Below are 21,323 nucleotides of genomic sequence, written 5' to 3' on the forward strand. Positions count from 1 at the left end.
ACCCTCCCCACCGCTTCGCGGCGGGGCCCCTCCCTCTCCCGCAGGCGGTAGAGGGCTTTTGGTTAGCCCTCGCCCGGAGGAGGCAGCGAGAGATAGGCGAGGCGGCGCATCTCCCGCCTGCCGCGCGTCACCGTGTCTAGGATCAGGCCGGAGAAGAAGCTCAGGAACGCCAGGATCGTCAGACCCGTGATCAGGATCGCGGTGGGGAAGCGCGGGACGAGGCCGGTCTGCGCGAAGGTGGAGATCAGCGGGATCGCGAGGATCAGCGCGAGGATCAGCAGCACCAGCCCGATATTGCCGAAGAACAGCACCGGCCGCTCGACCCGGTAGAGGTTGAGGATCGTCTTCAGGATTCGCCAGCCGTCGCTGTAGGTGGACAACTTCGATTCCGATCCCTCGGGCCGCGCGCCATACTCGGTCTCGATCTCGGCGACCGGCATACGCAGCTCCAGCGCGTGGACGCTGATCTCGGTCTCGATCTCGAAGCCGGCGGACAGGATCGGGAAGCTCTTCACGAAGCGGCGCGAGAAGACGCGGTAGCCAGACAGGATGTCCGAAAAGCTGCGGCCGAAAAGCTGCGCCAGCATGCCGGTCAGCATCCGGTTGCCGAGCCGGTGGCCGCGCCGGTAGGCCAGCTCCACCTCGGAGCGGCGCGAGCCCACGACCATGTCGAGATTCTCGTCGATCAGGCGGGCGACCAGAGCGGGCGCGGCGGCGGCGTCGTAGGTCGCGTCGCCGTCGGCCATCACGTAGATGTCGGCGTCGACATCCGCGAACATGCGGCGGACGACGTTGCCCTTGCCCTGCATCCGCTCGGTGCGGACGATCGCGCCGGCGGCACGGGCATAGTCGACCGTGCGGTCCTTGCTGTTGTTGTCGTAGACGTAGATGGCGGCGCCGGGGAGCGCGGCGCGGAAACCGGCGACGGTCTGCCCGATCGCCGCTTCCTCATTGTAGCAGGGCAGGATGACGGCGATGCGGGGCTGACGAACCGCTGACCCCTCACTCGCCATCAAATCCTCCGTTCGCACTGAGCGTAGTCGAAGTGCGGGCCGCAAACGCAGCGCCCGCTGCCCGTCCTTCGACTTCGCTCAGGACGAACGGCGGCGCAAGCGTTGCGTTCAGTATCAGGCGTCGGCCTTCTTCGCCGGGGCCTTCTTGGCGGCCGGCTTCTTGGCCGGAGCGACCTCGGCCTCGGCGGCCTCCGCCTTCTTCGGCGCGGCCTTCTTGGCCGGAGCCGGCTTGGCCTCCTCGGCGGGAGCCTCCTCGGCCTTCGGCGCGGCGGCCTTCTTCGCCGCCGGCTTCTTCGCCGGAGCGGCCTCGGCCTCCTCGGCGGCCTGCTCGGCCTTCGCCGCAGCGGCCTTCTTGGCAGGCGCCTTCTTCGCCGGCTCGGCCGTCACTTCGTCCTCGGCCGGGCCCTCGGTCTTCTTGGCGGCAGCCTTCTTCGCCTTCGGCTTGTGATCATGATCATGATCGTGGTCGTGGTCATGATCGTGGTGGTCATGATCGTGATCATGGTTGTGGACGTGCGTGCCCGATGCGAAGCCGTCCTCGCTTTCGATCGCGGCTTCCAGCTCCTCGCGGGTCACGGAGCGGTCGCTGATCTCGGCCTTGCCGAACAGGAAGTCGACGACCTTGTCCTCGTAGAGCGGCGCGCGCAGCTGGGCGGCGGCCATCGCATCCTGCTGGACATACTGGGCGAAGCGCTCGCGATCCTTCGGGTTGTACTGCTGGGCGGCCTGCGCGATCAGGCGCTGCATCTCAGCCTGGCTCACCTCGACGCCATTGGCTTGGCCGATCTCGGACAGGAGCAGGCCCAGGCGCACGCGACGCTCCGCAATCGCCTGGTAATCGGCCTTGTCGGCCTCCAGCTCGGCCATAGCGGCGGTCGGATCGGCCTCGTGCGTGGTCTCGTGCTCCAGCTGCTGCCAGATCTGCTGGAACTCGGCGTCGACCATCGACGGCGGCACCGGGAAATCGTGGCCCTCGGCCAGCTGGTCGAGCAGCTTGCGCTTCATGTAGGTGCGGGTGAGCCCGTTCAGCTCCTGCTCCACCTGGCCCTTGATCAGCTCCTTGAGCTGGTCGAGGCCGGTGAGGCCGAGCTGCTTGGCGAACTCGTCGTCGATCACCTGCTCGGCCGGCACCTTCACCTCGGTGACGGTCACGGCGAAGACGGCGTCCTTGCCGGCCAGCTCCTTGGCCGGATAATCCTTCGGGAAGGTGACATTGAGCTCGCGGCTCTCGCCCTGCTTCACGCCCTCCAGCTGCTCCTCGAAGCCCGGGATCAGGCGGCCCGAGCCGAGCTCGACCGACATGCCCTCACCGGTGCCGCCGTCGAAGGCGACGCCGTTCACGGTGCCCTTGTAGTCCATCACGACGAGATCGCCCTCGACCGCCGGATGCCCTTCCGAAGCCGCCTCGTGGCGCTTGGACTGCGAGGCGATGCGCGAGATCTGCTCGTCGATCTCGGCCTCGGGGGCCTCGACGGTCAGGCGCTCCAGCTTGAGCCCCTCGATCTGCGGCGCAGGCACGTCCGGCAAGACCTCAAGCGTCACGTCGAGCGCGGCGTCCTTGCCTTCCTCATAATCCTTGTCGAGCTCGACCGCCGGCTGGGTCGCCGGGCGCAGCTTGTGCTCGGCGAGCAGCGACTGCACGCTCTCCTGCACGGTCGCGTTCAGCGCGTCCTGGTGCAGCGCCGGGCCGTGCATCTTCTTGACGAGATTCGCGGGAACCTTGCCGGGGCGGAAGCCGGGCATCTTCATCTGCGGCGCCAGCTGCTTCACCTGGGTCTCGACCCGCGCGGCGATGTCCTTCGCCGGGATCGTGACCTTGTATGCCCGCTTCAGCCCCTCGTTCAACGTCTCGACAGTCTGCATCTCGGCTCTTCTTTCCCACGAATCTCGTTGAGGCGGCACCAGCCCGGGCGGCGGGACTGGTGCGGGCGAAGGGACTCGAACCCCCACATCTTGCGATACTGGAACCTAAATCCAGCGCGTCTACCAGTTCCGCCACGCCCGCGCGGCAACCGCCGGTCGGCGCGCGTCTATAGCAGGCCGGCGCGCAAGGGCAAGCGGCGGAGACGCGAGTCTCCGCCGTCCGTGATCCGGATCAGTTGGACTTGGGGGCCGGCCCGATCTTCGCGCTCGTCATCAGCGCGCGGGCGGACGCGATGTCGCGATCGAAATAGAAGATCGCCGGCGCCTCGAAGGTCAGCAGGTAGAGCTTGCCGCCGACGATCGCGCCCAGCGCCTCGCCCTTGCGCTTCACCTCCTCGTCCTGCTTGGTGAAGCTGTAGGTGAAGCGGAAGCCCTTCTGATCGCCCACCTGCGCCGGTTCGATCGAATCGACCGACATCAACGTGGTGTTGTTGGCGACGCGATAGCTGCCCTCGAACAGCTGGGCGACGTCGGGCGCCAGCATCGTCGAGGAGAAATGCGGCAGCGGCATGTCCTTCTTCTGCGCATCGCGAAACAGCGTCTCGTCGTTGCCGATGCCGCCGTAGAAGGTCATGTCGTTGAGCGCGAGGCCATCCAGCGTCCAGCTCTCGGCATTGCGGCCCGGGCGGCTGCCGAGCCGGTTCCAGTCCTGCGAAGGCGTCACCGACAGGCCCGACTTCGCCACATATTCCGGCGTGCCCGACGTCATCAGGTGATAGGCCGCCGTCGCCGGCATCGCCGAAAGCACGGCCACCGCCGAGCACGCAAACATCACATACCGCATCAGTCTCATCCCCCTGCGAGCATCGTCATCATCGGCTTGTCGGCCGCGTCGGGCCGGGCCGCCATATATTTGCGAAGCGCGTCCTGCCCTTCGACCGTCTGGCCATTACGGAGCAGCGCGAGGCCGAGCCCGCGCCACGCCTCGGGCACCGCGCCCACCCCTGTCGCCGCCGATCGATAGGCGTCGATCGCCGCCTTCAAATCCTCCGGCCGCCCCCGGCTGCGCAGCAGTTCGCCGCGCGCGTAATAGAGCTGCGGCGTCCAGCCTTCGGTGCCGAGCGAGGTCAGCAGGAAGTCGGTGCCGCCGAAATCGTTGAGCTTGATCTGATCGTCCACGAACCCGGCCCAGAAAGGCGCCAGCGCGGCCATATAGGCGGCGCGGTTGGTCACCGGCGTACCGACTACCGCCTGCTTCGAGGCGAGATCCTTCAGCGTCGCCATGCGCTCGGCGGTCGGCGGGTGGGTGGCGAACATGCCGCCATTCTTGTCCTTGCGGCTGGCGACGTTGCGCGCGACGGCGGTCGCGTCCTGCTCGGCCCGAAGCTGCTCCCAGATCTTCGACGCCGCCATCGGATCGTAGCCGGCCTTCGCCAGCAGCGTCACCGATCCCGCATCGGCCTCCCGCTCCATGTCGCGGCTGAACGCGAAGGCGGAACCGAGCTCGCCCAGCATGAAGGGCAGACCGAAGAGCCCGAAGGCGCCGAAAAAGGCCATGCCGGCGGAGCGATCCTCCACCTCCCGGAACAGCTGCAGGCTGTGCTTGTTGGCATAGTGGGTATATTCGTGGCCGAGCACGGCAGCGAACTGCGCCTCGTCGCGCACGCGCAGGAACAGGCCGGACCACACCAGCATCATGCCGTTGGGCGCCATGCTGGCGTTGAAGGCGGCGGTGCGCACGATGTAGATGCGCACGCCCGCGCAATTCGCGTCGCCCACCGTCCGGCAGAAGACGCCGCGCACATAATCGTTGAGCGCCTTGTCACGGATCACGAAGCTGGACGTGCGGAACTTCCGCTCCGCCTCGTCCATCTGCATCCAGATACCGCGCTCCACCTTGTCCTGCGGCTGGTAGGCCAGCCCCTGCGACGGCAGTTGCGCCGCCACGGAAACGGGCGCTACCGGCAGGTCCCCCGCCAGCGCGGGGCGGACAAGGCTGGCAAGCGCGGCGCCGGTGAGCGCCGCCCTGCGCAGGATCATTTCGCGGCCGCGACCAGAGCCGGAACGGCGGTCGTGCCGGGCATGCCGGTGAGCAGCTTGTTGACCACCGCGCCCGAGCCCTCCGCCGTGCGGATGTCGCCGGCCGAGCTCGGCAGCAGGTTGAACCACACGACGTTGCCGGTCCTGAGATCGACCAGCGAAGCGTAGCAGATGTGCACGCCGCCCGGGATGAACACGCCCGCACCGATCGCCGAGGTGGCCAGCAGCGTGAATATCTGCAGCGCCTTGCGGCCCGCCGTGCCGAAGCTGTCGCGATCGTAGAGCATCAGCGCGTAATCCGCGCCACCGGCGAGATCGCCAAGCTTGGAGGCGCCCGGACCGAGCGTCCAGTCGAACGCCTCCTTCTTGGTCGGCAGGCGCTGGCCCGGCAGCACCTTGTGCTGGACGATCGCATCGGAGACGGCGCGGAACAGCGCCTGATAGTCGGCAACCGTCTGGCCGTCGTCGCCCTGCAGATCGGGCATCATCACGATCGTGTTGCCGTGCGCCTTGGCCTCGGAATCGAGCGAGGTGCCGAGCAGGCCGCGCGCGGTCGCGGTCCAGTCCGCATTGGGCTCGGCGACGCCGCCGGCGGTCAGCGAGCCGACCTCGACGTCGGGGCGCAGCACGACGATGCGCATCGGCTTGCCGGCGGGCACGTCATAGCCCGGCGCGGCGAGCGGCTTGGCGATGGACGGGACGGAAAGGGCACACGCGACGACCGCCGCGGCGCAAAGCAACACCGATTTCATGACACCCCCTGTCAGCCACTCCCCAGTGGCGGACGAAGAGCTATCGCGGAGGATGTCGCCCGACAAGTCTAATTTTTCACCGGCGTGCAACAGGTTGCGAGCAGGATCATTCGAGAGGCGACAGGCCCTGCGACAAAAGGTACGAACGCGGCATGATTACTTTGCGAAGCACCGAGCTGGAGGTGACGATTTCGGAGATCGGCGCCGAATTGCAGTCGATCCGGGACATACAGGGCCACGACTGGCTGTGGGACGGCGACGAACGCTGGTGGACGGGGCGCGCGCCGCTGCTGTTCCCCACGGTCGGCATGATGGCGAACGGGGTCGCGCGTTTCGGCGGGCGCGAGTTCGCCATGCCGAAGCACGGCTTCGCGCGGAAAAAGCCGTTCGCGGTGATCGAGACGCTGGACCACAGCGCCACCTTCCGGCTGGAGGACAGCGACGACACGCGGGCCGTCTATCCCTTCACGTTCCGCCTCGACGTCACCCACCGGCTCGACGGCGCGGTGCTGGAGACGGTGGCGACCGTCACCAATATCGGTGACGCGCCGATGCCTGCGGGTTTCGGCTTCCACCCGGCGCTGCGCTGGCCGCTACCGGGGACGGGCGGCAATTCCAAGACGCAGCATCTGCTGCGCTTCGACGCCGAGGAACCGGAACCGATCCGTGGCGTGACGCCCGACGGCCTGATCGGCCCACCCGCGCGCACCCCGATCGACGGGGATGAGCTGCAGCTCCACGATTCGCTGTTCGAACATGACGCGCTCGTGCTCGACCGGCCGAACAGCCGGGGCCTGTGGTACGGCGTGCCCGAGCATCCCGGCGTGCGGGTGGATTTCGCCGGGCTCAACTATCTCGGCATCTGGATGAAGCCGGGTGCGGGCTATCTGTGCATCGAGCCCTGGGCGAGCCACGCCGACGACGAGGGCTTCCACGGCGAGTTCGCGGAGAAGCCCTGCGTGGTGACGCTGGCGCCGGGCGAAACGCACGACTTCGCGATGGCGATGACGTTCGGGGTGCCGTTCTAAAAATTCCTCCCCAAGCTTGCTCAGGGAGGAATTTTACACGTCCAGCGCCTTCTTCAGCAGCTCGTTGACCACCGCCGGGTTCGCCTTGCCGGCCATGGCGCGCATCGTCTGGCCGACGAAGAAGCCGAACAGCTTGTCCTTGCCGCCGCGATATTCGGCCACCTTGTCGGGGTTGGCGTCCATCACCTTGGCGATCTCCGCCTCGATCGCGCCGGTGTCGCTGGTCTGCCTGAGGCCGCGCTCCTCGACGATCTTGGCGGGATCGTCGCCGGTCTCCAGCATCACCTCGAACACCTGCTTGGCGAGCGTGCCGGAGAGCGTGCCGTCCGCCACCAGCTTGTTGAGCTCCGCCGCCTGCTTCGGCGACACCGGGCTCTCGCCGATATCCTTGCCCAGCCGGTTGAGAGCGCCGAACAGTTCGGACGTCACCCAGTTGGAGGCGGGCTTGGGCGCAGCGCCCTCGGCCAGCATCGCCTCGAACCAGCGCGCCGTCTCGACATCCGCGGTCAGCACGTCGGCATTGTAGGCGGTGAGGCCGAGATCGCCCTCGTAGCGCTTGCGCTTGGCGTCGGGCAGTTCGGGCAGCGAGGCGCGCGCCTCCTCCAGAAACGCCTCGTCCAGCTCCAGCGGCAGCAGATCCGGATCGGGGAAGTAGCGGTAATCGTGCGCGTCTTCCTTGGAGCGCATCGAGCGCGTCACGCCCTTGCCGCCATTGCCGTCCGGATCGAACAGCCGCGTTTCCTGCACCACCGTGCCGCCATCCTCGATCAGATCGACCTGACGGCGCGCCTCGATCTCGATCGTCGCCATGACGAAGCGGATCGAGTTGACGTTCTTGGTCTCGGTGCGGGTGCCGAACGGATCGCCGGGCTTGCGCACGCTGACGTTCACGTCGGCGCGCATCGAGCCCTGCTCCATGTTTCCGTCGCACGAGCCGACATAGCGCAGGATCGATCGCAGCTTCTTGACGTAAGCGCCTGCTTCGGCGGGCGACCGCATGTCCGGCTTCGACACGATCTCCATCAGCGCCACGCCCGACCGGTTGAGGTCGACATAGGAGCGCGTCGGGTGCTGATCGTGCATAAGCTTGCCGGCATCCTGCTCGACATGGATGCGCTCGATGCCGATCGTCTTGGGCTCGGCGCCCTCGGGTTCGATCTCGATCGAACCTTCGCCGACAAGCGGATGATAAAGCTGCGAAATCTGGTAGCCCTGCGGCAGATCGGCGTAGAAATAATTCTTCCGATCGAACCGCGACCAGCGGTTGATCGGCGCATTGATCGCCATGCCGGTGCGGACCGCCTGGCGGATGCACTCGGCGTTCGGCACGGGCAACATGCCGGGCATCGCCGCGTCGATCAGGCTGACCTGGCTGTTCGGCTCCGCCCCGAACGCGGTCGCCGCGCCCGAGAAGAGCTTGGACTGCGACGTGACCTGCGCATGGACCTCGAGGCCGATCACGACCTCCCACTCGCCAGTGCCGCCCTGAATGCGATAGGTTGATTCAGTCATACCAACTTCCGTTCGTGTCGAGCGAAGTCGAGACACGCTTCGCCCAGTGTCACGTCCCTCGACTACGCTCGGGACGAACGGTTTAACTCGGTTACCACCACGCCCCCGGCCGCGCCGTGAAGCCCGCGCGCTCCTCGATCGCCAACCCGGCGTTGAGCACGCCTTGCTCATCGAGCGGGCGGCCGATGATCTGGAGGCCCAGCGGCAGCCCCTGCCCGTCCAGCCCGCCCGGCACCGACATCGCCGGCAGGCCTGCCAGCGATGAGGGCACGGTGAAGACGTCGTTGAGATACATGGCGATCGGATCGGCCGCCTTCTCGCCCAGCCCGAAGGCGGCGGAGGGCGCGGTCGGCGTCAGCAGCACGTCGCACTTCTCGAAGGCCTGCTCGAAATCGCGCACGATCAGCGACCGGACCTTCTGCGCCTTGGTGAAATAGGCGTCGTAGAAGCCGGCCGAGAGCACGTAGGTGCCGATCATGATGCGGCGCTTCACCTCGGCGCCGAAACCGTCGGCGCGGGTCGCGGCGTACATCTCCTGCAGGTTGGCGCCGTCGGGCAGGTCGCGCAGACCGTAGCGCACGCCGTCATAGCGCGCGAGGTTGGAGGAGGCCTCCGCCGGCGCGATGATGTAATAGGTCGGCAGCGCGTATTTGGTGTGCGGAAGCGAGACCTCGACGATCTCCGCGCCCGCATCCTTGGCCCAGGCAATGCCCTGTTCCCACAGCGCCTCGATCTCGGCGGGCATGTTGTCGACCCGATATTCCCTGGGAATACCGACGCGCTTGCCCTTGAGATCGCCCGACAATCTCTTTTCCCACGCCGGCACCGGCAGGTCCAGCGAGGTGGCGTCCTTGGGATCGAAGCCGGACATCGCCTCCAGCATGATCGCGCAGTCACGCACGTCCTTCGCCATCGGCCCCGCCTGATCGAGCGAGGAGGCGAACGCCACCACGCCCCAGCGCGAGCAGCGCCCATAGGTCGGCTTGATGCCCGAAATGCCGGTGAAGGCGGCGGGCTGGCGGATCGAACCGCCGGTGTCGGTGCCCGTCACGCCCGGCGCCATCCGCGCCGAGACGGCCGCCGAAGACCCGCCCGAGGAGCCGCCCGGCGCCAGCGCCGCATTGCCGCCGTCGTTGCGCTTCCAGGGCGAGATCACGTTGCCGAAGGCGCTGGTCTCGTTGGACGAGCCCATCGCGAACTGGTCCATGTTGAGCTTGCCGAGCATCCCCGCGCCGGCGCCGAACAGCTTCGACGTGATGGTGGATTCATACTGCGGCACGAAGCCCTTGAGGATGCCGGATGCCGCGGTGGTCTCCACCCCCTTGGTGCAGAACAGATCCTTGATGCCGAGCGGCACGCCGGAGAGTGGCTTGAGATCGCCGGAGGCGCGCGCCGCATCGGCCGCATCGGCCGCGGCGAGCGCATGGTCGGGGGTCTCGACCAGCCAGGCGTTGAGCGGCTTGCCTTTGGCAACCGCCGCATTGAAAGCGCTCGCCACCTCGCGCGCGGAGAAAGTGCCGGCGGCGACGCCGTCGCGGATGTCGGCGATGCCGAGGTTGGTCAAATCGGTCATTATTCGATCACCTTGGGCACGGCGAAGAAGCCATGCTCGGCCTGGGGGGCGTTGGCGAGGACGGCGTCGCGGATGCCGCCGCCGGTCTGATCGTGGGTCACCACGTCGTCGCGCAGGCGCAGATGGTTGGGGATGACGGCGGCGAGCGGCTCGACGCCGTCGGTGTTCACCTCGCCGAGTTGCTCGATCCAGCCGAGGATGTTGTTGAGCTCGGGAAGGAGCGCCTCGGCCTCGGCATCGCTGGTGGCGATGCGCGCGAGGCCGGCGATCTTGCGGACGGTGGCGAGGTCGACTGACATGACGGCGCGGCTATCACCCGCAACCCTGCACTTCAAGCGCCCAACCTTGACCTTGATCGTCATACCGGCGAAGGCCGGTATCCAGATCCGGCGCTGGAAGCTGGACCCCGGCCTCCGCCGGGGTGACGGAGGATGGTTTGGCCGCACGTCGCTTTCTCTACGTGATCGCCGCGATCATATTCCTGATCCTCGCCGGCGGCATCGTCTGGACGCTGTTCCCCGAAGCGGTGATGCGCTGGACGTTCGTGCCGACCATCTCCTTCGCGGCTCCGCCCGACGGCGGGCCGGACTATCGAGACCAGAGCGCCTGGCTCTCCCGCCCCGGTCTGCCGAACGACCCCGCGCAATGGCTGCCCGACGGCGTGAAGGGCGCGGCGAAAACCAAGGCGGTCGTCTTCTTCGTGCCGCCCACCACCTATCTCGATCGCGGCCACTGGAATGCGCCGATCGACGACAAGAGCATGAACGAGCGCGCGAAGAAGTTCGTGCCGACGCAGCTGTCCGCCTTCACCAATGTCGGGCGGGTGTGGGCGCCGAAATATCGCGAGGCGACGGTCGGCGCCTTCCTCACCACCAAGCCCGATGCCGCCAAGGCGCTGCAGCTGGCCTATGGCGACGTGAGCCGCGCGTTCGACGCCTTCCTCGATCAGGCGCCGCCCGATGCGCCGATCATCCTCGCCGGGCACAGCCAGGGCAGCTACCACCTGCTCCACCTGCTCAAGGATCGGGTGGCGGGCGACAAGAAACTGAGGAAGCGGATCCTCGCCGCCTACCTGGTCGGCTGGCCTGTCTCGGTGACGACGGACCTGCCCAAGCTCGGCTTGCCCGCCTGCACCGCGCCCGACGAGCACGGCTGCATCCTGAGCTGGGAGAGCTTCGCCGAGCCTGCCGACGCTGCGCAGCTGCGCACCCGCTACGACGCGGGGGTAGGCTTCACCGGCCAGCCGCGCGCCAACACGCCGGCGCTCTGCGTCAATCCGATCACCGGCACGCAGGGCGGCACGGCGGACGCGAACGCCAATCTCGGCGCGATCAAGCCGAACGAGACCTACACGAAGGCGACACTGACGCCCCGGCTGGTCCCGGCACGATGCGATCCGGCCGGGCTGCTGCTGATCGGTCCGCCGCCGGATGGCTTCGGGGTGATGGTGCTGCCCGGCAACAACTTCCACGTCTTCGATTACGCCTTGTTCTGGGCGAACGTCCGCGCCGATGCCGAGCGTAGGCTGGCGGCGTTCGAAAAGCATCGCAGGTGATCACCGGATCGACGCTCGAATTTCGCGACAGCTTGCCCGAGGGTGGACGGCTGGCCGGTCTGGACGTCGGCACCAAGACGATCGGCCTCGCTTATTGCGACGCCGGCTGGACGATCGCGACGCCCGCCGAGACGATCCGCCGGACCAAGTTCGGCGCCGATCTGGAGGCCTTGCGCAAGGTGGTGGCGAGCCAGTCGATCCGCGGGCTGGTGCTGGGCCTGCCGCTCAACATGGACGGCACCGATTCGCCGCGCACGCAGGCGATCCGTGCCTTCGCCCGCAATCTGAAGCCGCTCGACTTGCCGATCCTGCTGTGGGACGAGCGCTGGTCCACCGCCGCCGTCACGCGCACATTGCTCGAAGCGGATGCCAGCCGCGCGAGGCGGGCCGAGGTGGTCGACAAGATGGCGGCCGCCTACATCCTGCAGGGCGCGATCGACGCGATGGCCTAGGCAGAAGGCGCCGATCCGGGCTACGCCAGTGCCGGAGCTCGGGGGCGTTGCATGAAATTCAGTTGGCCGAAACCGCTGCACGGATGGCGCGCTTTCTTCGGCGAGGTCGGCGTCGTGCTGATCGGCGTGCTGCTGGCGCTCGGCGCGCAGCAAGTCGCCGACGATATCCATTGGAACACTCAGACCGCCGAGGCGCGCGAGGCGCTGAAAGCGGAGCTGGATCATGATCTGGGGACGATGACGTTCAGGGTCGCGGAGCAGGATTGCGTCGATCGCAGGCTCAATGCCGTCGATTCATGGGTAGCCTCGTGGCGGGCGGGCCGGCCGATCACGCTCACCGACGATATCCATGGCATATCCTTTTACCATGTCCGATCGAGCGTGTGGGACATCGTCAAATCCGGCCAGACCGCTGCGCAGATGCCGCTCGATGACCAGCTCGATTATGCCCGGCTCTACGACGTGCTGATGAACCTCGACCGGTTTCAGGCGCAGGAGTTGGACGCATGGGGTACGCTCAACGAATTCAACGGTGCTCATCAGCTGAGCGATGCTGATCTGCGGCTGATCCACAAGCAGGTCCTCTCGATCCGCTCCATGAGTGGAAATTACGTCGTGAATCTGCACGGCCTCGCCGAGACGGCCGCGCGTCTCGGGCTCAAGCCGGACACGCTGGAGATGCCGGACTCCGCGGCGCAGGCCCGCTTCTGCGGCAATATCCTTCCGGCCGTCGCCGGGGTGGCACGGTGAGGCTTGTGCCTCCCGGTGCCTCCCGATAGGAGGCGCGTTCATGCCAGCCGACGCTCCGTCCGAGTTCGCCCTCCCCGATGGCGTCCACCCTTTCCCGCACAAGCACCTCACCGGCATCGCCGGGCTGCAGCCATGGGAGATCGGCTTCCTGCTGAACGAGGCCGAGCAGTGGATCGCGCTCAACCGCGCCACCGCCAAGCATGACGACCGGCTGGCGGGCCTGACTCAAATCAACGCCTTCTTCGAGAACAGCACCCGCACGCTGCTGAGCTTCGAGATCGCCGGCAAGCGGTTGGGCATGGACGTGATCAATATGCACGCGGCCCAATCCAGCGTGAAGAAGGGCGAGACGCTGCTCGACACCACGGCGACGCTCAACGCGATGAAGCCGGACGTGATTGTGATCCGCCACGATGCCTCCGGCGCGGTCGGCCTGATCGCCGACAAGGTGGATTGCCCGGTGCTCAACGCCGGCGACGGGCGGCACGAGCATCCCACGCAGGCGCTGCTCGACGCGCTGACCATTCGCCGACGCGTCGGCCGGATCAACGGCACCGTCGTCACCATCTGTGGCGACGTTCTGCACAGCCGGGTGGCGCGCTCCAACATCCTGCTGCTCGGCACGCTGGGCGCCGAGGTGCGCGTTGTGGCGCCGCCGACGCTGCTGCCACCCGCCGTCGAGCGGATGGGGGTGAAGGCCTATACCGATTTCGACGCGGCGCTGGAGGGCGCCGAGGTGGTGATGATGCTCCGCCTCCAGCTCGAGCGGATGGACGGGGCGTTCGTCCCCTCCCCGCGCGAATACCACCATTTTTATGGCCTCACCCGCGAGCGGCTGGCGCTGGCCGCCAAGGACGCGCTGGTCATGCACCCCGGCCCGATGAACCGGGGTATCGAGATCACCTCCGACGTCGCCGACGACATCCAGCAATCGGCGATCACCGAGCAGGTGGAGATGGGCGTAGCGGTGCGCATGGCCTGCCTCGACGTGTTGACCCGAAGCCGGCGCGGCGTGGAGGGCTGGGCATGAACGGCGTGACTAAGGGCACGCTCGCCATCCGCAATGGACGGATCGTCGATCCGGTGGCCGGTACGGTCGAGGAAGGCGGCGTCCTCATCAAGGACGGCCGCATCGAGGCGTTCGGCGAGATCGAGCATGGCGTGTTCCGCAAGTCCGACGTGGTGGCCGACGCGCGCGGCGCGCTGATCGCGCCGGGTCTGGTGGATGTCGGTGCCTTCGCGATCGATCCCAGGGCGGCAACGGCGGGCGGCATCACCACCTCGCTGCTGATGCCCGACCAGGCGCCGCCGCTCGATGCCCCGGCCCTGATCCGGCAGGCGGCTAGCTTCCCGGCCGATGCCGTGAGCATCGTCCCCTTCGCCGCCGCGACGCGCGGGCTCGCCGGCCGCGAGATGGCCGAGATCGGCCTGATGAAGCGCGCCGGTGCGGTCGCGGTGTGTACCGGGCGCCAGTGGATCGCCGATTCGGAGCTGATGGCCCGGATCATGGCCTATGCCTCCGCCTTCGACATGATCGTGATCACCCATGCCGAGGATGGCGGGCTGGTGAAGGGCGCGGTCGCGACCGACGGCGAGATGGCGAGCCGGCTCGGCCTCGCCTCCGCCCCCGCGATCGCCGAGGCGATGGCGGTGGCGCGCGACCTGATGCTCGCCGAGGAGACCGGCGCGCGGCTCCACTTCCGCCAGCTCTCGACCGCCCGCGCTTTCGATCTCGTGCGTGCGGCCAAGAAGCGCGGCGTCGCGGTGACGTGCGGGGTGAGCCCTGCGCATTTCCTGCTGTCGGATCAGGCGATCGGGCCGTTCAAGACCTTCGCCCGCCTCTCGCCGCCGCTTCGTTCCGAGGACGATCGCAAGGCGGTGATCGAGGCGGTGCGCGACGGCACGGTGGACCTGATCGCCTCCGCCCACGATCCGCGCGGGCCGGAGGCGAAGCGCCTGCCCTATGTCTCGGCCGAGCCGGGCATGGCGGGCGCCGAGACCCTGCTCACCCTGTCGCTGGCGCTGGTGCAGGAGGGTGTCGTCACCCTGCCCCGCCTGTTCGATCTGCTGGCGACCGCGCCGGCAAAGCTCTTCGGGCTGGAGGCGGGCCGCATGGCGATCGGCGCGCCGGCCGACCTAATCCTGGTCGACGACGGCAAGCCGTGGAAGATCGTCGGCGACAAGCTCGCCGGCAAGGCGGGCAACACGCCGTTCGATGGCCTCCCGGTGCAGGGCCGCGTGCTGAAAACGATCAAGGGCGGCCAGCCCATCGGCTGACCGCCCCCTTGGTTCCTATCCCGTTCGTGCTGAGGAGCCGCTGAGCTTGTCGAAGCGGCGTCTCGAAGCATAGCCGCAGCGCTTACCCTTCGAGACGGGACTTCGACTGCGCTTCGCTCCGCTCAGTCCCTCCTCAGGGCGAACGGGGTTTCCTGTTTTACCGCGAGGCCACCTGCACGCCCGCATCGCGCTTGGCGAGCAGCGGCGGGACACCCGCCTTCGCCGCCACCTTCACCGGCACGTCGCGCTTCGCGGTCTGCGTTTTCGCGTCCGCCTTCACCCACTGTAGCGGCGCATCGCCGGCGGTGGCGCGGACGAAGCAGGCGCTGCCCTTGGCGTGGATCTGCTCGCACAGCGCCACGGCCGCTTCGCGATCGGCGAAGCCCGAGACCGAGAGGCGCACCAGCGAGGCGCCCGAGAAGCTGAACTGCGCGCGCGCCGGGGCATAGCCCGCGAGACGCGGCATCGCCTTCGAGGCCTGGTCCCACGCCGTCTGGATCGCACCGGCACGGGAGAAGGCGCCGAGCTGGACGACATAGCCGCTGGAGCGGAAGGCGGGCTTCGGCTGCACGCTCAGCACCGCCGACCGGAACGGCGTCTTCGGCGCGCGGAGCAGCGCCGGCGTCGCGGCTTCCGGCTCGGGCGCCGAGACATGCTGGGCGGCGAGCACCACGGCGGCGGCCGGCGCATCGGCGGGCGTCGCATCGGCCTTGGGCGCATCGTCGAGCGGCACCGTCACCGACGGCGCGTCGTTGGCGGCAACCTGCGCCGGCATAGCGGCCGGAGCCGGATCGGCAGCGGCGAGCGCGACCGGCGCCTCGCCCGGAGCCGGCGCGGCGAGCGCCAGCGCGGTCGGCAGGCCCGGATCGCTCGCCGGCTTCACGCCCAGCATCGAGGCGACCTGCACCGGGCCGGCGGCCTGCGGCGTGGCGAGCTCGGCCCAGTGCGCGATCTGGTCGTTGATCTGGTTCGGCGGCGTATCCTGCATCGCGACGCCGCGCGCCTCACGCCACTGGCCGTTCAGCGCGAAGGCGAGCGCCAGGTTCTGACGTGCCCGCGCATCCGACTTGCCCGAGCGGACATAGTCACTGAGCGTGTTGATCGCGGTCTGGCGGTCCCCCGACAGCGCCAGCGCGAGGCCGAGGTCGGCGACCGGGATCTGACCGTCGAGGCTGTGGAGCACGCTTTGCGCCTCACCCGCCTGGCCCTGGGCGATCTCGGCGAGCGCCATGTTGAACTTGGCTTTCGGCTGATCGGGGTTGAGCGTCAGCGAATCGCGGAAGCTCGTCGCGGCCGAGGCGAAGCGGCCGGCGGCGAGGTAGGACTGGCCGAGCAGCATCCGGTAGCCCGCATCGTTCGGCGACAGCGACACCGCCTGCTCGGCCGCCGCGACCGCGACGAGGCCCTTGTGGGCGGCCAGCGCGGCGCGCGCCTTGTCGGCGGACTTGGCGGCGACTTCCTTGGCCTTCGGCGCCTGATCGGCGAGCGAGGCGACATGGCTGGTGCCGGTGGTGCACGCCACCGTCGAGACGCCGAGCATCAGCGACAGCATGCCGATCCGGCCGAGAGTCCTGCGGTTCATATTCCTGTTCCCCCGCGTGAATGTCAGTCTTTCGCCGGCAGGCTGGCGGCCAGCCGGGCGACGTCGGGAAGCGATTCAAGCAACTGGTCGAGCGCGTCGGTGACGAGCAGCTGAGCAGAACGGTTCTGCACGGCGCAGGCGAGACGCAGACGAAGATGGCGCTCGGTATCGAGGCGCAGCGTGAAGGCGGCCTTGCGGCCCTCGGCGCGCTTCGCCACGCCCTTGGGCGCGGAGACGGTGGCCTTCGGGACCTTGGCCTTCTTCGGCGCGGCCTTGGGTTTGGGCGCAACGGGGGCCGGAGCCTCGGCGACGATCTCGGCCACAGGCTCGACGACCGGCTCCTCGACCACTGCCGGCTCCACCGGCGCGGCGAATTCGCGGGCGATCTCTTCCTGCTGGCGGACGACCTGCGGCACCTCCACCGGCATCGGCGCGGACGTCGCCGGGCCGGCGAGATTCGCCGGCAGGCGGGCGGTCACGGGGCGCGGCGCAGGCGCATCGTGGCCCATGTCGTTCCAGCCGAGATCGTCGAGCCCGGTGGTGTTGAAGCCGAAGCCTTGCGGGCGCATCGCCGGCCGCGCCTGCCCCTTGCGGGCCAGCAGGCCCGAGGAGAGCGATGCGAAAGCCTTGTTGTCACGCATACTCACGGCCTCCCTTACTGGACCACGCGGCGGCCGAAGCCGCTCGCGGGCCGGGGCGCCATGACGGCGGCACCCGGCGTGGGGGCCGCGAACACGGTGCGGCGGAAATTCTTCTCGAGCCGATCCCAGATATAGGACCACAGATCGACGATCTCGCCCGCCGAGCGGCCCTTGGGATCGACCTCCATCACGGTGCGACCGTCGATCATCGACGCGGCGAAATCGGTGCGGTGGTGGACGGTGATCGGCGCGACGGTGCCATGCTGGCTGAGCGCGATCGCCGCCTCGTGGGTGATGCGCGCCTTGGGAGTCGCGGCGTTGACCACGAACAGCAGCGGCTTGCCCGAACGCTCGCAGAGATCGACGGTGGCGCCGACGGCGCGCAGATCGTGGGGCGACGGGCGGGTCGGGATGACGATCAGCTCGGCGACCTGGATGACGCTCTGGATCGCCATGGTGATCGCCGGCGGCGTATCGATGATGGCGAGCTTGAACCCCTGCTGGCGCAACACCTCCAGATCGGCGGCAAGGCGCGCGACGGTCGTCTGGGCGAAGGCCGGCATGTCGGCCTCGCGCTCGTTCCACCAGTCGGCGAGCGAGCCCTGCGGATCGATGTCGATCAGCACAACCGGGCCGGCGCCGGCCAGCTGCGCCTGCACCGCCAGATGACCCGAGAGCGTCGTCTTGCCCGATCCGCCCTTCTGCGATGCCAATGCCAGAACCCGCATGCCCTGCCCTTCAACCGTGAGATTTGAGCAGGAAATCCCACGGGCAGGCCTAATATCCGGTTAAGAAGGCCCTGCTTTTCTGCGCACACTTATCGTTAACGCGTGATATTCCATGTGCGAACGGGAGTGATGGCAAAGGGGATTCCCACGATGCGGATTGCGGGGGCGATGATAGTGGCGGCGGTGATCGCCACGCCGGCGGCGGCGGCGAGCGTGAAGGACGGCGTCGATGCCTGGCAGCGCGGCGACTATTCGGGTGCTGTCTCGATCTGGCGCCCGCTCGCCGAGGCGAACGACCCCGATGCCGCCTTCGATCTTGCGCAGGCCTACAAGCTCGGGCGCGGCGTGCCGACCGATCTCGGGCAAGCGAAGACGTGGTACGGCAAGTCCGCGCAGGCGGGGCACATCCAGGGCGCGGCCAATTACGGCCTGCTGCTGTTCCAGGACGGCGATCGCCGCTCCGCGATGCCGTGGATCAGCAAGGCGGCGGATGCCGGCGATCCCCGCGCGCAATACGTGCTGGGTACCGCCCTGTTCAACGGCGACCTCGCCGCCAAGGACTGGCCCAAGGCCTATGCGCTGATGACCCGCGCCGCCGCCGCCGGCCTGCCGCAGGCGACGACGAGCCTGAGCCAGATGGATCAGTATATGAGCGCCGACGATCGGCAAAGGGGCCTCCAGCTGGCCAGCCAGATGGCCTCTCGCCCGATCCCGCCGACCGGGCGACAGCTGGTGACGGGCGGCGGCTCCGACGTCGCGGTGACGGCATCGGTGCCGGTGGCCTCGCCGCCGCCGCCGAGCGATCTTTCCGCGATGCCGGCCAAGCCCAAGGCGGGCAAGACGCCCAAAGCCCCGAAGCCAGCGTCGCAGGTGGCGGAAGCCGCTCCGTCGCCGGCTCCCAAGCCCGCTCCTGCGCCCAAGGCGGCGCCCGCGCTCGCCTCGTCGGGCGGCAAGTGGATGGTGCAGCTCGGCGCTTACGGATCGCAGGACGGCGCCGCGACCGCGTGGGGCAAGATTGCCGGCAAGATGGGGGGGCTGCGTCCCAGCTACGAGAAAGCCGGCGCCGTCGTGCGCCTGCGCGCCGGGCCGCTTGCCGACAAGGCCGCCGCCGCGAAAGCCTGCGCCGCTGCGAAGTCCGCCGGGGCGGCCTGCTTCCCGGTCGCGCCTTAACGCTTCCTTCGGGCTTGCCTGCCATCATCCCCGGTCGGGGCGTGGAGGGCGTATGGCTTCAGGGAACTGGCTCGCGAAGGATCGGACGCTGCTGCCGGAAGGGCGGCGGCCGCTCTGTCTGCTGCTCGCCGACCGGCCGCTGCCCGTCGCGCTGCGCGAGGTCTCCGGCGCTGGCGCATGGATCGAGACCCATGCACGGCTCGACATGGGCATGGCGGTGACGCTGCGCCATCCGCAGGCGGGCACGGTTTCCGCCGAGGTGATCGGGCAGGACCGGCAGGGGCTCCATCTGCGCTTCGATCGGAGCGAGACTTCGGTGGCGTTCGCGCTGGCCGTTATCGCGACGGATATGCGGAAAGCCGGCTAAGCCTAACCTCACAAACCGTTCGTGCTGAGGAGCCGCTGAGCCTGTCGAAGCGGCATCTCGAAGCACATGCACCGCGCAAAGCCCTTCGAGACGGGCCTTCGCCAAGCTCAGGCCCTCCTCAGGACGAACGGAGTCTCAATCCGTCACCCACTCGCTGCGCTTGTACCCCTGCGCCCACAGCAAAGCCGTCAGATCTCCATGATCGACCCGGGCACCGGCCGCCGCCGCCGTCTTGGGCTTGGCGTGATAGGCCACTCCCAGCCCCGCCGCCTGGATCATCGGGATGTCGTTGGCGCCGTCGCCGACCGCCAGCGTCTCCGACACCTCCAGCCCCAGCGCCATCCGCTCGGCCTCGATCGTGATGCGCTTGGTCGCGGCATCGACGATCGGCTTCGCAACCAGTCCGTCGAGCCGGTCTCCGGCGATCCCCAGCCGGTTGGCGATGGCGACGTCGAAGCCGATTTCCGCCGCTACCGGCTCCGCGAACACGGTGAAGCCGCCCGAGACCAGAACGGTACGCGCGCCGTGCGCCTTCATCGTGCGGATCAGCGCCTTGGCGCCGGGCATCAGCCGCACTCGCTCCGCCCGGCAGCGATCGATCGCCGAGGCCTCCAGATCCTTGAGCAGGGCGACGCGCGCATCAAGCGCCTCGGCGAAATCGAGCTCGCCGCGCATCGCCGCCTCGGTGACCGCGGCGATCCGGTCCTTGATGCCGGCATAATCGGCGAGTTCGTCGATGCACTCGACTGTGATCATCGTCGAATCCATGTCGGCGACGAGCAGCTTCTTGCGGCGGTTCGCAGCGGGCTGGACGATAACGTCGATCGGCCCTAGTTCGCCTTCAAGAACCTCGCGTGCAGCAGCTGGGTTTTGGTCGAACGCAAAATCGATGGCATAACCTTCGTCGATCCATACAGGCGTTTGCCACTCCGCCGGGTTGGATGAGATGCACCCCTGTTCAGCGAGCAGGACCGAAACCAAGTCGAGATCGCCGACACCCTGGCCTTCTGCTGCTATCAGCGTCGCCGTGAACATGGATTCTCCCGAATTGCCGCCGGTGGCGCTCATCGCAGGGCCGACCGCGAGCGGCAAGAGCGCTCTCGCGCTGGCGCTGGCCGAGCGGATCGGCGGCACCATCGTCAACGCCGACGCCAGCCAGGTCTATCGCGACCTGCGCGTCGTCACCGCCCGCCCCTCGCCGGAGGAAGAGGCGCGCGCCCCGCACCGGCTGTTCGGCCATGTCGATGCGGCCGAGCCCCACAACGCCGCCATCTGGGCGGGCGAGGCCAAGGCCGTCGTCGCTGATATTCACGCGGGCGGAGGCACGCCGATCCTCGTCGGCGGTACCGGCCTCTACATCCGCACCCTGCTCGACGGCATCGCGCCGGTGCCCGAGATCGATCCCGCCATCCGAGCAGAAGTCCGCGCCCTGGCCGTGGCGGATGCCCACGTTGCGCTCGAACGAGAGGATGCTGAAGCCGCCATCCGCCTCCGCCCCAGCGACACGACACGCGTCGCCCGCGCGCTGGAGGTGGTGCGCTCCACAGGCCGCACGCTCGCCGACTGGCAGCAGGACAAGATCGGCGGTATCGGCCACGCCATCAACCTCGCCCCCCTCCTGCTCGTGCCGGACGGCGCATGGCTCTCCGATCGGATCGACCGTCGCTTCGCCGCAATGCTCGATCAGGGCGCCGTCGAGGAAGTCGAGGTACTGGCCGCCCGCCACCTCGATCCCGCCCTCCCCGCGATGCGGGCGATCGGGGTTTCAGAGATCGCCGCTTGGCTCGCCGGTACGCTCTCCCGCGAAGCGATGATCGAGCGCGCGCAGACCGCCAGCCGCCAGTACGCCAAGCGCCAGCGGACATGGTTCCGGCACCAGCCGCCGCCCGATTGGCCGCGCCTCACGCAATCTTATGATTCAGATAATCTACAGATCGACAGATTATTTCATATAAGCCGGTTGACACGCTAGTTTGTTACCGGTAGCTGCGCCCCTCCTCCGCTTCTGCTAGGCGGCGGG

General features: G+C 68.3%; 21 protein-coding genes and 1 tRNA gene. 9 read left to right on the forward strand and 13 right to left on the reverse strand.

The annotated features are described in order from the left end of the window. Positions 1-62: 62 nt before the first annotated feature. The 6 genes from HZF05_RS20600 to HZF05_RS20625 form a co-directional block, all read right to left on the reverse strand. Complete coding sequence (locus tag HZF05_RS20600) at positions 63-1,013, reverse strand: glycosyltransferase family 2 protein (RefSeq protein WP_160364333.1); 951 nt, start codon at positions 1,011-1,013, stop codon at positions 63-65. 114 nt (positions 1,014-1,127) lie between these two features. Beyond that, positions 1,128-2,876 (reverse strand): trigger factor, encoded by a 1,749-nt coding sequence (gene tig / locus HZF05_RS20605; protein WP_160364334.1) that lies wholly within the window; start codon positions 2,874-2,876, stop codon positions 1,128-1,130. Positions 2,877-2,933: 57 nt separating this feature from the next. Next, a tRNA-Leu gene (locus tag HZF05_RS20610) sits at positions 2,934-3,018 on the reverse strand. A gap of 90 nt (positions 3,019-3,108) precedes the next feature. Then, positions 3,109-3,720: a hypothetical protein gene (locus HZF05_RS20615; RefSeq protein WP_160364335.1), complete on the reverse strand. Its 612-nt coding sequence runs from the start codon at positions 3,718-3,720 to the stop codon at positions 3,109-3,111. Between the two features lie 5 nt (positions 3,721-3,725). Then, on the reverse strand, positions 3,726-4,916 hold the full coding sequence (locus HZF05_RS20620) for a M48 family metallopeptidase (RefSeq protein WP_160364336.1): 1,191 nt from the start codon (positions 4,914-4,916) through the stop codon (positions 3,726-3,728). Then, positions 4,913-5,668 (reverse strand): hypothetical protein, encoded by a 756-nt coding sequence (locus HZF05_RS20625; RefSeq protein WP_160364337.1) that lies wholly within the window; start codon positions 5,666-5,668, stop codon positions 4,913-4,915. The genes HZF05_RS20620 and HZF05_RS20625 overlap by 4 nt, the downstream gene beginning before the upstream one ends. A gap of 152 nt (positions 5,669-5,820) precedes the next feature. Between HZF05_RS20625 and HZF05_RS20630 the strand changes: the two genes are divergently transcribed. Continuing rightward, entirely contained in the window at positions 5,821-6,696 is an 876-nt protein-coding gene (locus tag HZF05_RS20630) for an aldose 1-epimerase family protein (RefSeq protein WP_160364338.1), read from the forward strand. Positions 6,697-6,729: 33 nt separating this feature from the next. On the opposite strand, the gene gatB is transcribed toward HZF05_RS20630, so the two are convergent. From gatB to gatC, 3 genes are all read right to left on the reverse strand, one after another. Beyond that, entirely contained in the window at positions 6,730-8,208 is a 1,479-nt protein-coding gene (gene gatB, locus HZF05_RS20635; RefSeq protein WP_160364339.1) for an Asp-tRNA(Asn)/Glu-tRNA(Gln) amidotransferase subunit GatB, read from the reverse strand. A 91-nt stretch (positions 8,209-8,299) separates the two neighbouring features. Next, on the reverse strand, positions 8,300-9,781 hold the full coding sequence (gatA, locus tag HZF05_RS20640) for an Asp-tRNA(Asn)/Glu-tRNA(Gln) amidotransferase subunit GatA (protein WP_160364340.1): 1,482 nt from the start codon (positions 9,779-9,781) through the stop codon (positions 8,300-8,302). After that, positions 9,781-10,080 (reverse strand): Asp-tRNA(Asn)/Glu-tRNA(Gln) amidotransferase subunit GatC, encoded by a 300-nt coding sequence (gene gatC, locus HZF05_RS20645; protein ID WP_160364341.1) that lies wholly within the window; start codon positions 10,078-10,080, stop codon positions 9,781-9,783. The genes gatA and gatC overlap by 1 nt, the downstream gene beginning before the upstream one ends. Positions 10,081-10,217: 137 nt before the next feature. Between gatC and HZF05_RS20650 the strand changes: the two genes are divergently transcribed. From HZF05_RS20650 to HZF05_RS20670, 5 genes are read left to right on the forward strand one after another with little or no spacing between them, the layout of a single operon-like run. After that, positions 10,218-11,336, forward strand: coding sequence for a DUF3089 domain-containing protein (locus tag HZF05_RS20650; protein ID WP_160364342.1), 1,119 nt, complete (start codon positions 10,218-10,220; stop codon positions 11,334-11,336). After that, positions 11,333-11,788 (forward strand): Holliday junction resolvase RuvX, encoded by a 456-nt coding sequence (gene ruvX / locus HZF05_RS20655; protein ID WP_160364343.1) that lies wholly within the window; start codon positions 11,333-11,335, stop codon positions 11,786-11,788. Before HZF05_RS20650 ends, ruvX begins: the two co-directional genes overlap by 4 nt. A gap of 51 nt (positions 11,789-11,839) precedes the next feature. Further along, positions 11,840-12,538 carry a hypothetical protein gene (locus tag HZF05_RS20660; RefSeq protein ID WP_160364344.1) on the forward strand — a complete coding sequence of 233 codons (699 nt, stop codon included), beginning with the start codon at positions 11,840-11,842 and terminating at the stop codon, positions 12,536-12,538. Between the two features lie 40 nt (positions 12,539-12,578). Then, positions 12,579-13,568 (forward strand): aspartate carbamoyltransferase catalytic subunit, encoded by a 990-nt coding sequence (locus HZF05_RS20665; RefSeq protein ID WP_160364345.1) that lies wholly within the window; start codon positions 12,579-12,581, stop codon positions 13,566-13,568. Continuing rightward, a complete protein-coding gene (locus HZF05_RS20670; protein ID WP_160364346.1) occupies positions 13,565-14,815 on the forward strand; it encodes a dihydroorotase in 1,251 nt (416 codons plus the stop codon). Before HZF05_RS20665 ends, HZF05_RS20670 begins: the two co-directional genes overlap by 4 nt. Before the next feature lie 157 nt (positions 14,816-14,972). On the opposite strand, the gene HZF05_RS20675 is transcribed toward HZF05_RS20670, so the two are convergent. From HZF05_RS20675 to HZF05_RS20685, 3 genes are read right to left on the reverse strand one after another with little or no spacing between them, the layout of a single operon-like run. Beyond that, a complete protein-coding gene (locus tag HZF05_RS20675) occupies positions 14,973-16,397 on the reverse strand; it encodes an SPOR domain-containing protein (RefSeq protein WP_160364347.1) in 1,425 nt (474 codons plus the stop codon). Between the two features lie 23 nt (positions 16,398-16,420). Then, positions 16,421-17,038, reverse strand: coding sequence for a hypothetical protein (locus HZF05_RS20680; protein ID WP_160364348.1), 618 nt, complete (start codon positions 17,036-17,038; stop codon positions 16,421-16,423). 14 nt (positions 17,039-17,052) lie between these two features. Beyond that, on the reverse strand, positions 17,053-17,766 hold the full coding sequence (locus tag HZF05_RS20685; RefSeq protein ID WP_160364349.1) for a ParA family protein: 714 nt from the start codon (positions 17,764-17,766) through the stop codon (positions 17,053-17,055). 150 nt (positions 17,767-17,916) lie between these two features. Here HZF05_RS20685 and HZF05_RS20690 point away from each other — a divergent pair, with 150 nt between their 5' ends. Next, positions 17,917-18,936: an SPOR domain-containing protein gene (locus tag HZF05_RS20690; RefSeq protein WP_160364350.1), complete on the forward strand. Its 1,020-nt coding sequence runs from the start codon at positions 17,917-17,919 to the stop codon at positions 18,934-18,936. Between the two features lie 52 nt (positions 18,937-18,988). After that, positions 18,989-19,303: a hypothetical protein gene (locus HZF05_RS20695; RefSeq protein ID WP_160364351.1), complete on the forward strand. Its 315-nt coding sequence runs from the start codon at positions 18,989-18,991 to the stop codon at positions 19,301-19,303. A 135-nt stretch (positions 19,304-19,438) separates the two neighbouring features. Here the strand turns inward: HZF05_RS20695 and serB are convergent, their stop codons facing one another. Beyond that, on the reverse strand, positions 19,439-20,338 hold the full coding sequence (gene serB / locus HZF05_RS20700) for a phosphoserine phosphatase SerB (RefSeq protein ID WP_160364352.1): 900 nt from the start codon (positions 20,336-20,338) through the stop codon (positions 19,439-19,441). Here serB and miaA point away from each other — a divergent pair. Next, positions 20,337-21,275 carry a tRNA (adenosine(37)-N6)-dimethylallyltransferase MiaA gene (miaA, locus tag HZF05_RS20705; RefSeq protein WP_160364558.1) on the forward strand — a complete coding sequence of 313 codons (939 nt, stop codon included), beginning with the start codon at positions 20,337-20,339 and terminating at the stop codon, positions 21,273-21,275. The genes serB and miaA overlap by 2 nt on opposite strands. Positions 21,276-21,323 lie beyond the last annotated feature (48 nt).

This window comes from Sphingomonas chungangi, from assembly GCF_013778325.1.
Taxonomy (GTDB): domain Bacteria; phylum Pseudomonadota; class Alphaproteobacteria; order Sphingomonadales; family Sphingomonadaceae; genus Solisphingomonas; species Solisphingomonas chungangi.

What these genes read in the sequence shown, in the direction of transcription:
- gatB (WP_160364339.1), bottom strand. Translation starts at nt 8,208, where the DNA reads ATGACTGAATCAACCTATCGCATTCAGGGCGGCACTGGCGAGTGGGAG.
- HZF05_RS20690 (WP_160364350.1), top strand. Translation starts at nt 17,917, where the DNA reads ATGCGGATTGCGGGGGCGATGATAGTGGCGGCGGTGATCGCCACGCCG.
- HZF05_RS20630 (WP_160364338.1), top strand. Translation starts at nt 5,821, where the DNA reads ATGATTACTTTGCGAAGCACCGAGCTGGAGGTGACGATTTCGGAGATC.
- HZF05_RS20670 (WP_160364346.1), top strand. Translation starts at nt 13,565, where the DNA reads ATGAACGGCGTGACTAAGGGCACGCTCGCCATCCGCAATGGACGGATC.
- HZF05_RS20695 (WP_160364351.1), top strand. Translation starts at nt 18,989, where the DNA reads ATGGCTTCAGGGAACTGGCTCGCGAAGGATCGGACGCTGCTGCCGGAA.
- HZF05_RS20615 (WP_160364335.1), bottom strand. Translation starts at nt 3,720, where the DNA reads ATGCGGTATGTGATGTTTGCGTGCTCGGCGGTGGCCGTGCTTTCGGCG.
- gatA (WP_160364340.1), bottom strand. Translation starts at nt 9,781, where the DNA reads ATGACCGATTTGACCAACCTCGGCATCGCCGACATCCGCGACGGCGTC.
- miaA (WP_160364558.1), top strand. Translation starts at nt 20,337, where the DNA reads ATGGATTCTCCCGAATTGCCGCCGGTGGCGCTCATCGCAGGGCCGACC.
- HZF05_RS20685 (WP_160364349.1), bottom strand. Translation starts at nt 17,766, where the DNA reads ATGCGGGTTCTGGCATTGGCATCGCAGAAGGGCGGATCGGGCAAGACG.
- HZF05_RS20660 (WP_160364344.1), top strand. Translation starts at nt 11,840, where the DNA reads ATGAAATTCAGTTGGCCGAAACCGCTGCACGGATGGCGCGCTTTCTTC.
- HZF05_RS20620 (WP_160364336.1), bottom strand. Translation starts at nt 4,916, where the DNA reads ATGATCCTGCGCAGGGCGGCGCTCACCGGCGCCGCGCTTGCCAGCCTT.
- HZF05_RS20680 (WP_160364348.1), bottom strand. Translation starts at nt 17,038, where the DNA reads ATGCGTGACAACAAGGCTTTCGCATCGCTCTCCTCGGGCCTGCTGGCC.
- tig (WP_160364334.1), bottom strand. Translation starts at nt 2,876, where the DNA reads ATGCAGACTGTCGAGACGTTGAACGAGGGGCTGAAGCGGGCATACAAG.
- HZF05_RS20625 (WP_160364337.1), bottom strand. Translation starts at nt 5,668, where the DNA reads ATGAAATCGGTGTTGCTTTGCGCCGCGGCGGTCGTCGCGTGTGCCCTT.
- HZF05_RS20665 (WP_160364345.1), top strand. Translation starts at nt 12,579, where the DNA reads ATGCCAGCCGACGCTCCGTCCGAGTTCGCCCTCCCCGATGGCGTCCAC.
- HZF05_RS20675 (WP_160364347.1), bottom strand. Translation starts at nt 16,397, where the DNA reads ATGAACCGCAGGACTCTCGGCCGGATCGGCATGCTGTCGCTGATGCTC.
- HZF05_RS20600 (WP_160364333.1), bottom strand. Translation starts at nt 1,013, where the DNA reads ATGGCGAGTGAGGGGTCAGCGGTTCGTCAGCCCCGCATCGCCGTCATC.
- serB (WP_160364352.1), bottom strand. Translation starts at nt 20,338, where the DNA reads ATGTTCACGGCGACGCTGATAGCAGCAGAAGGCCAGGGTGTCGGCGAT.
- gatC (WP_160364341.1), bottom strand. Translation starts at nt 10,080, where the DNA reads ATGTCAGTCGACCTCGCCACCGTCCGCAAGATCGCCGGCCTCGCGCGC.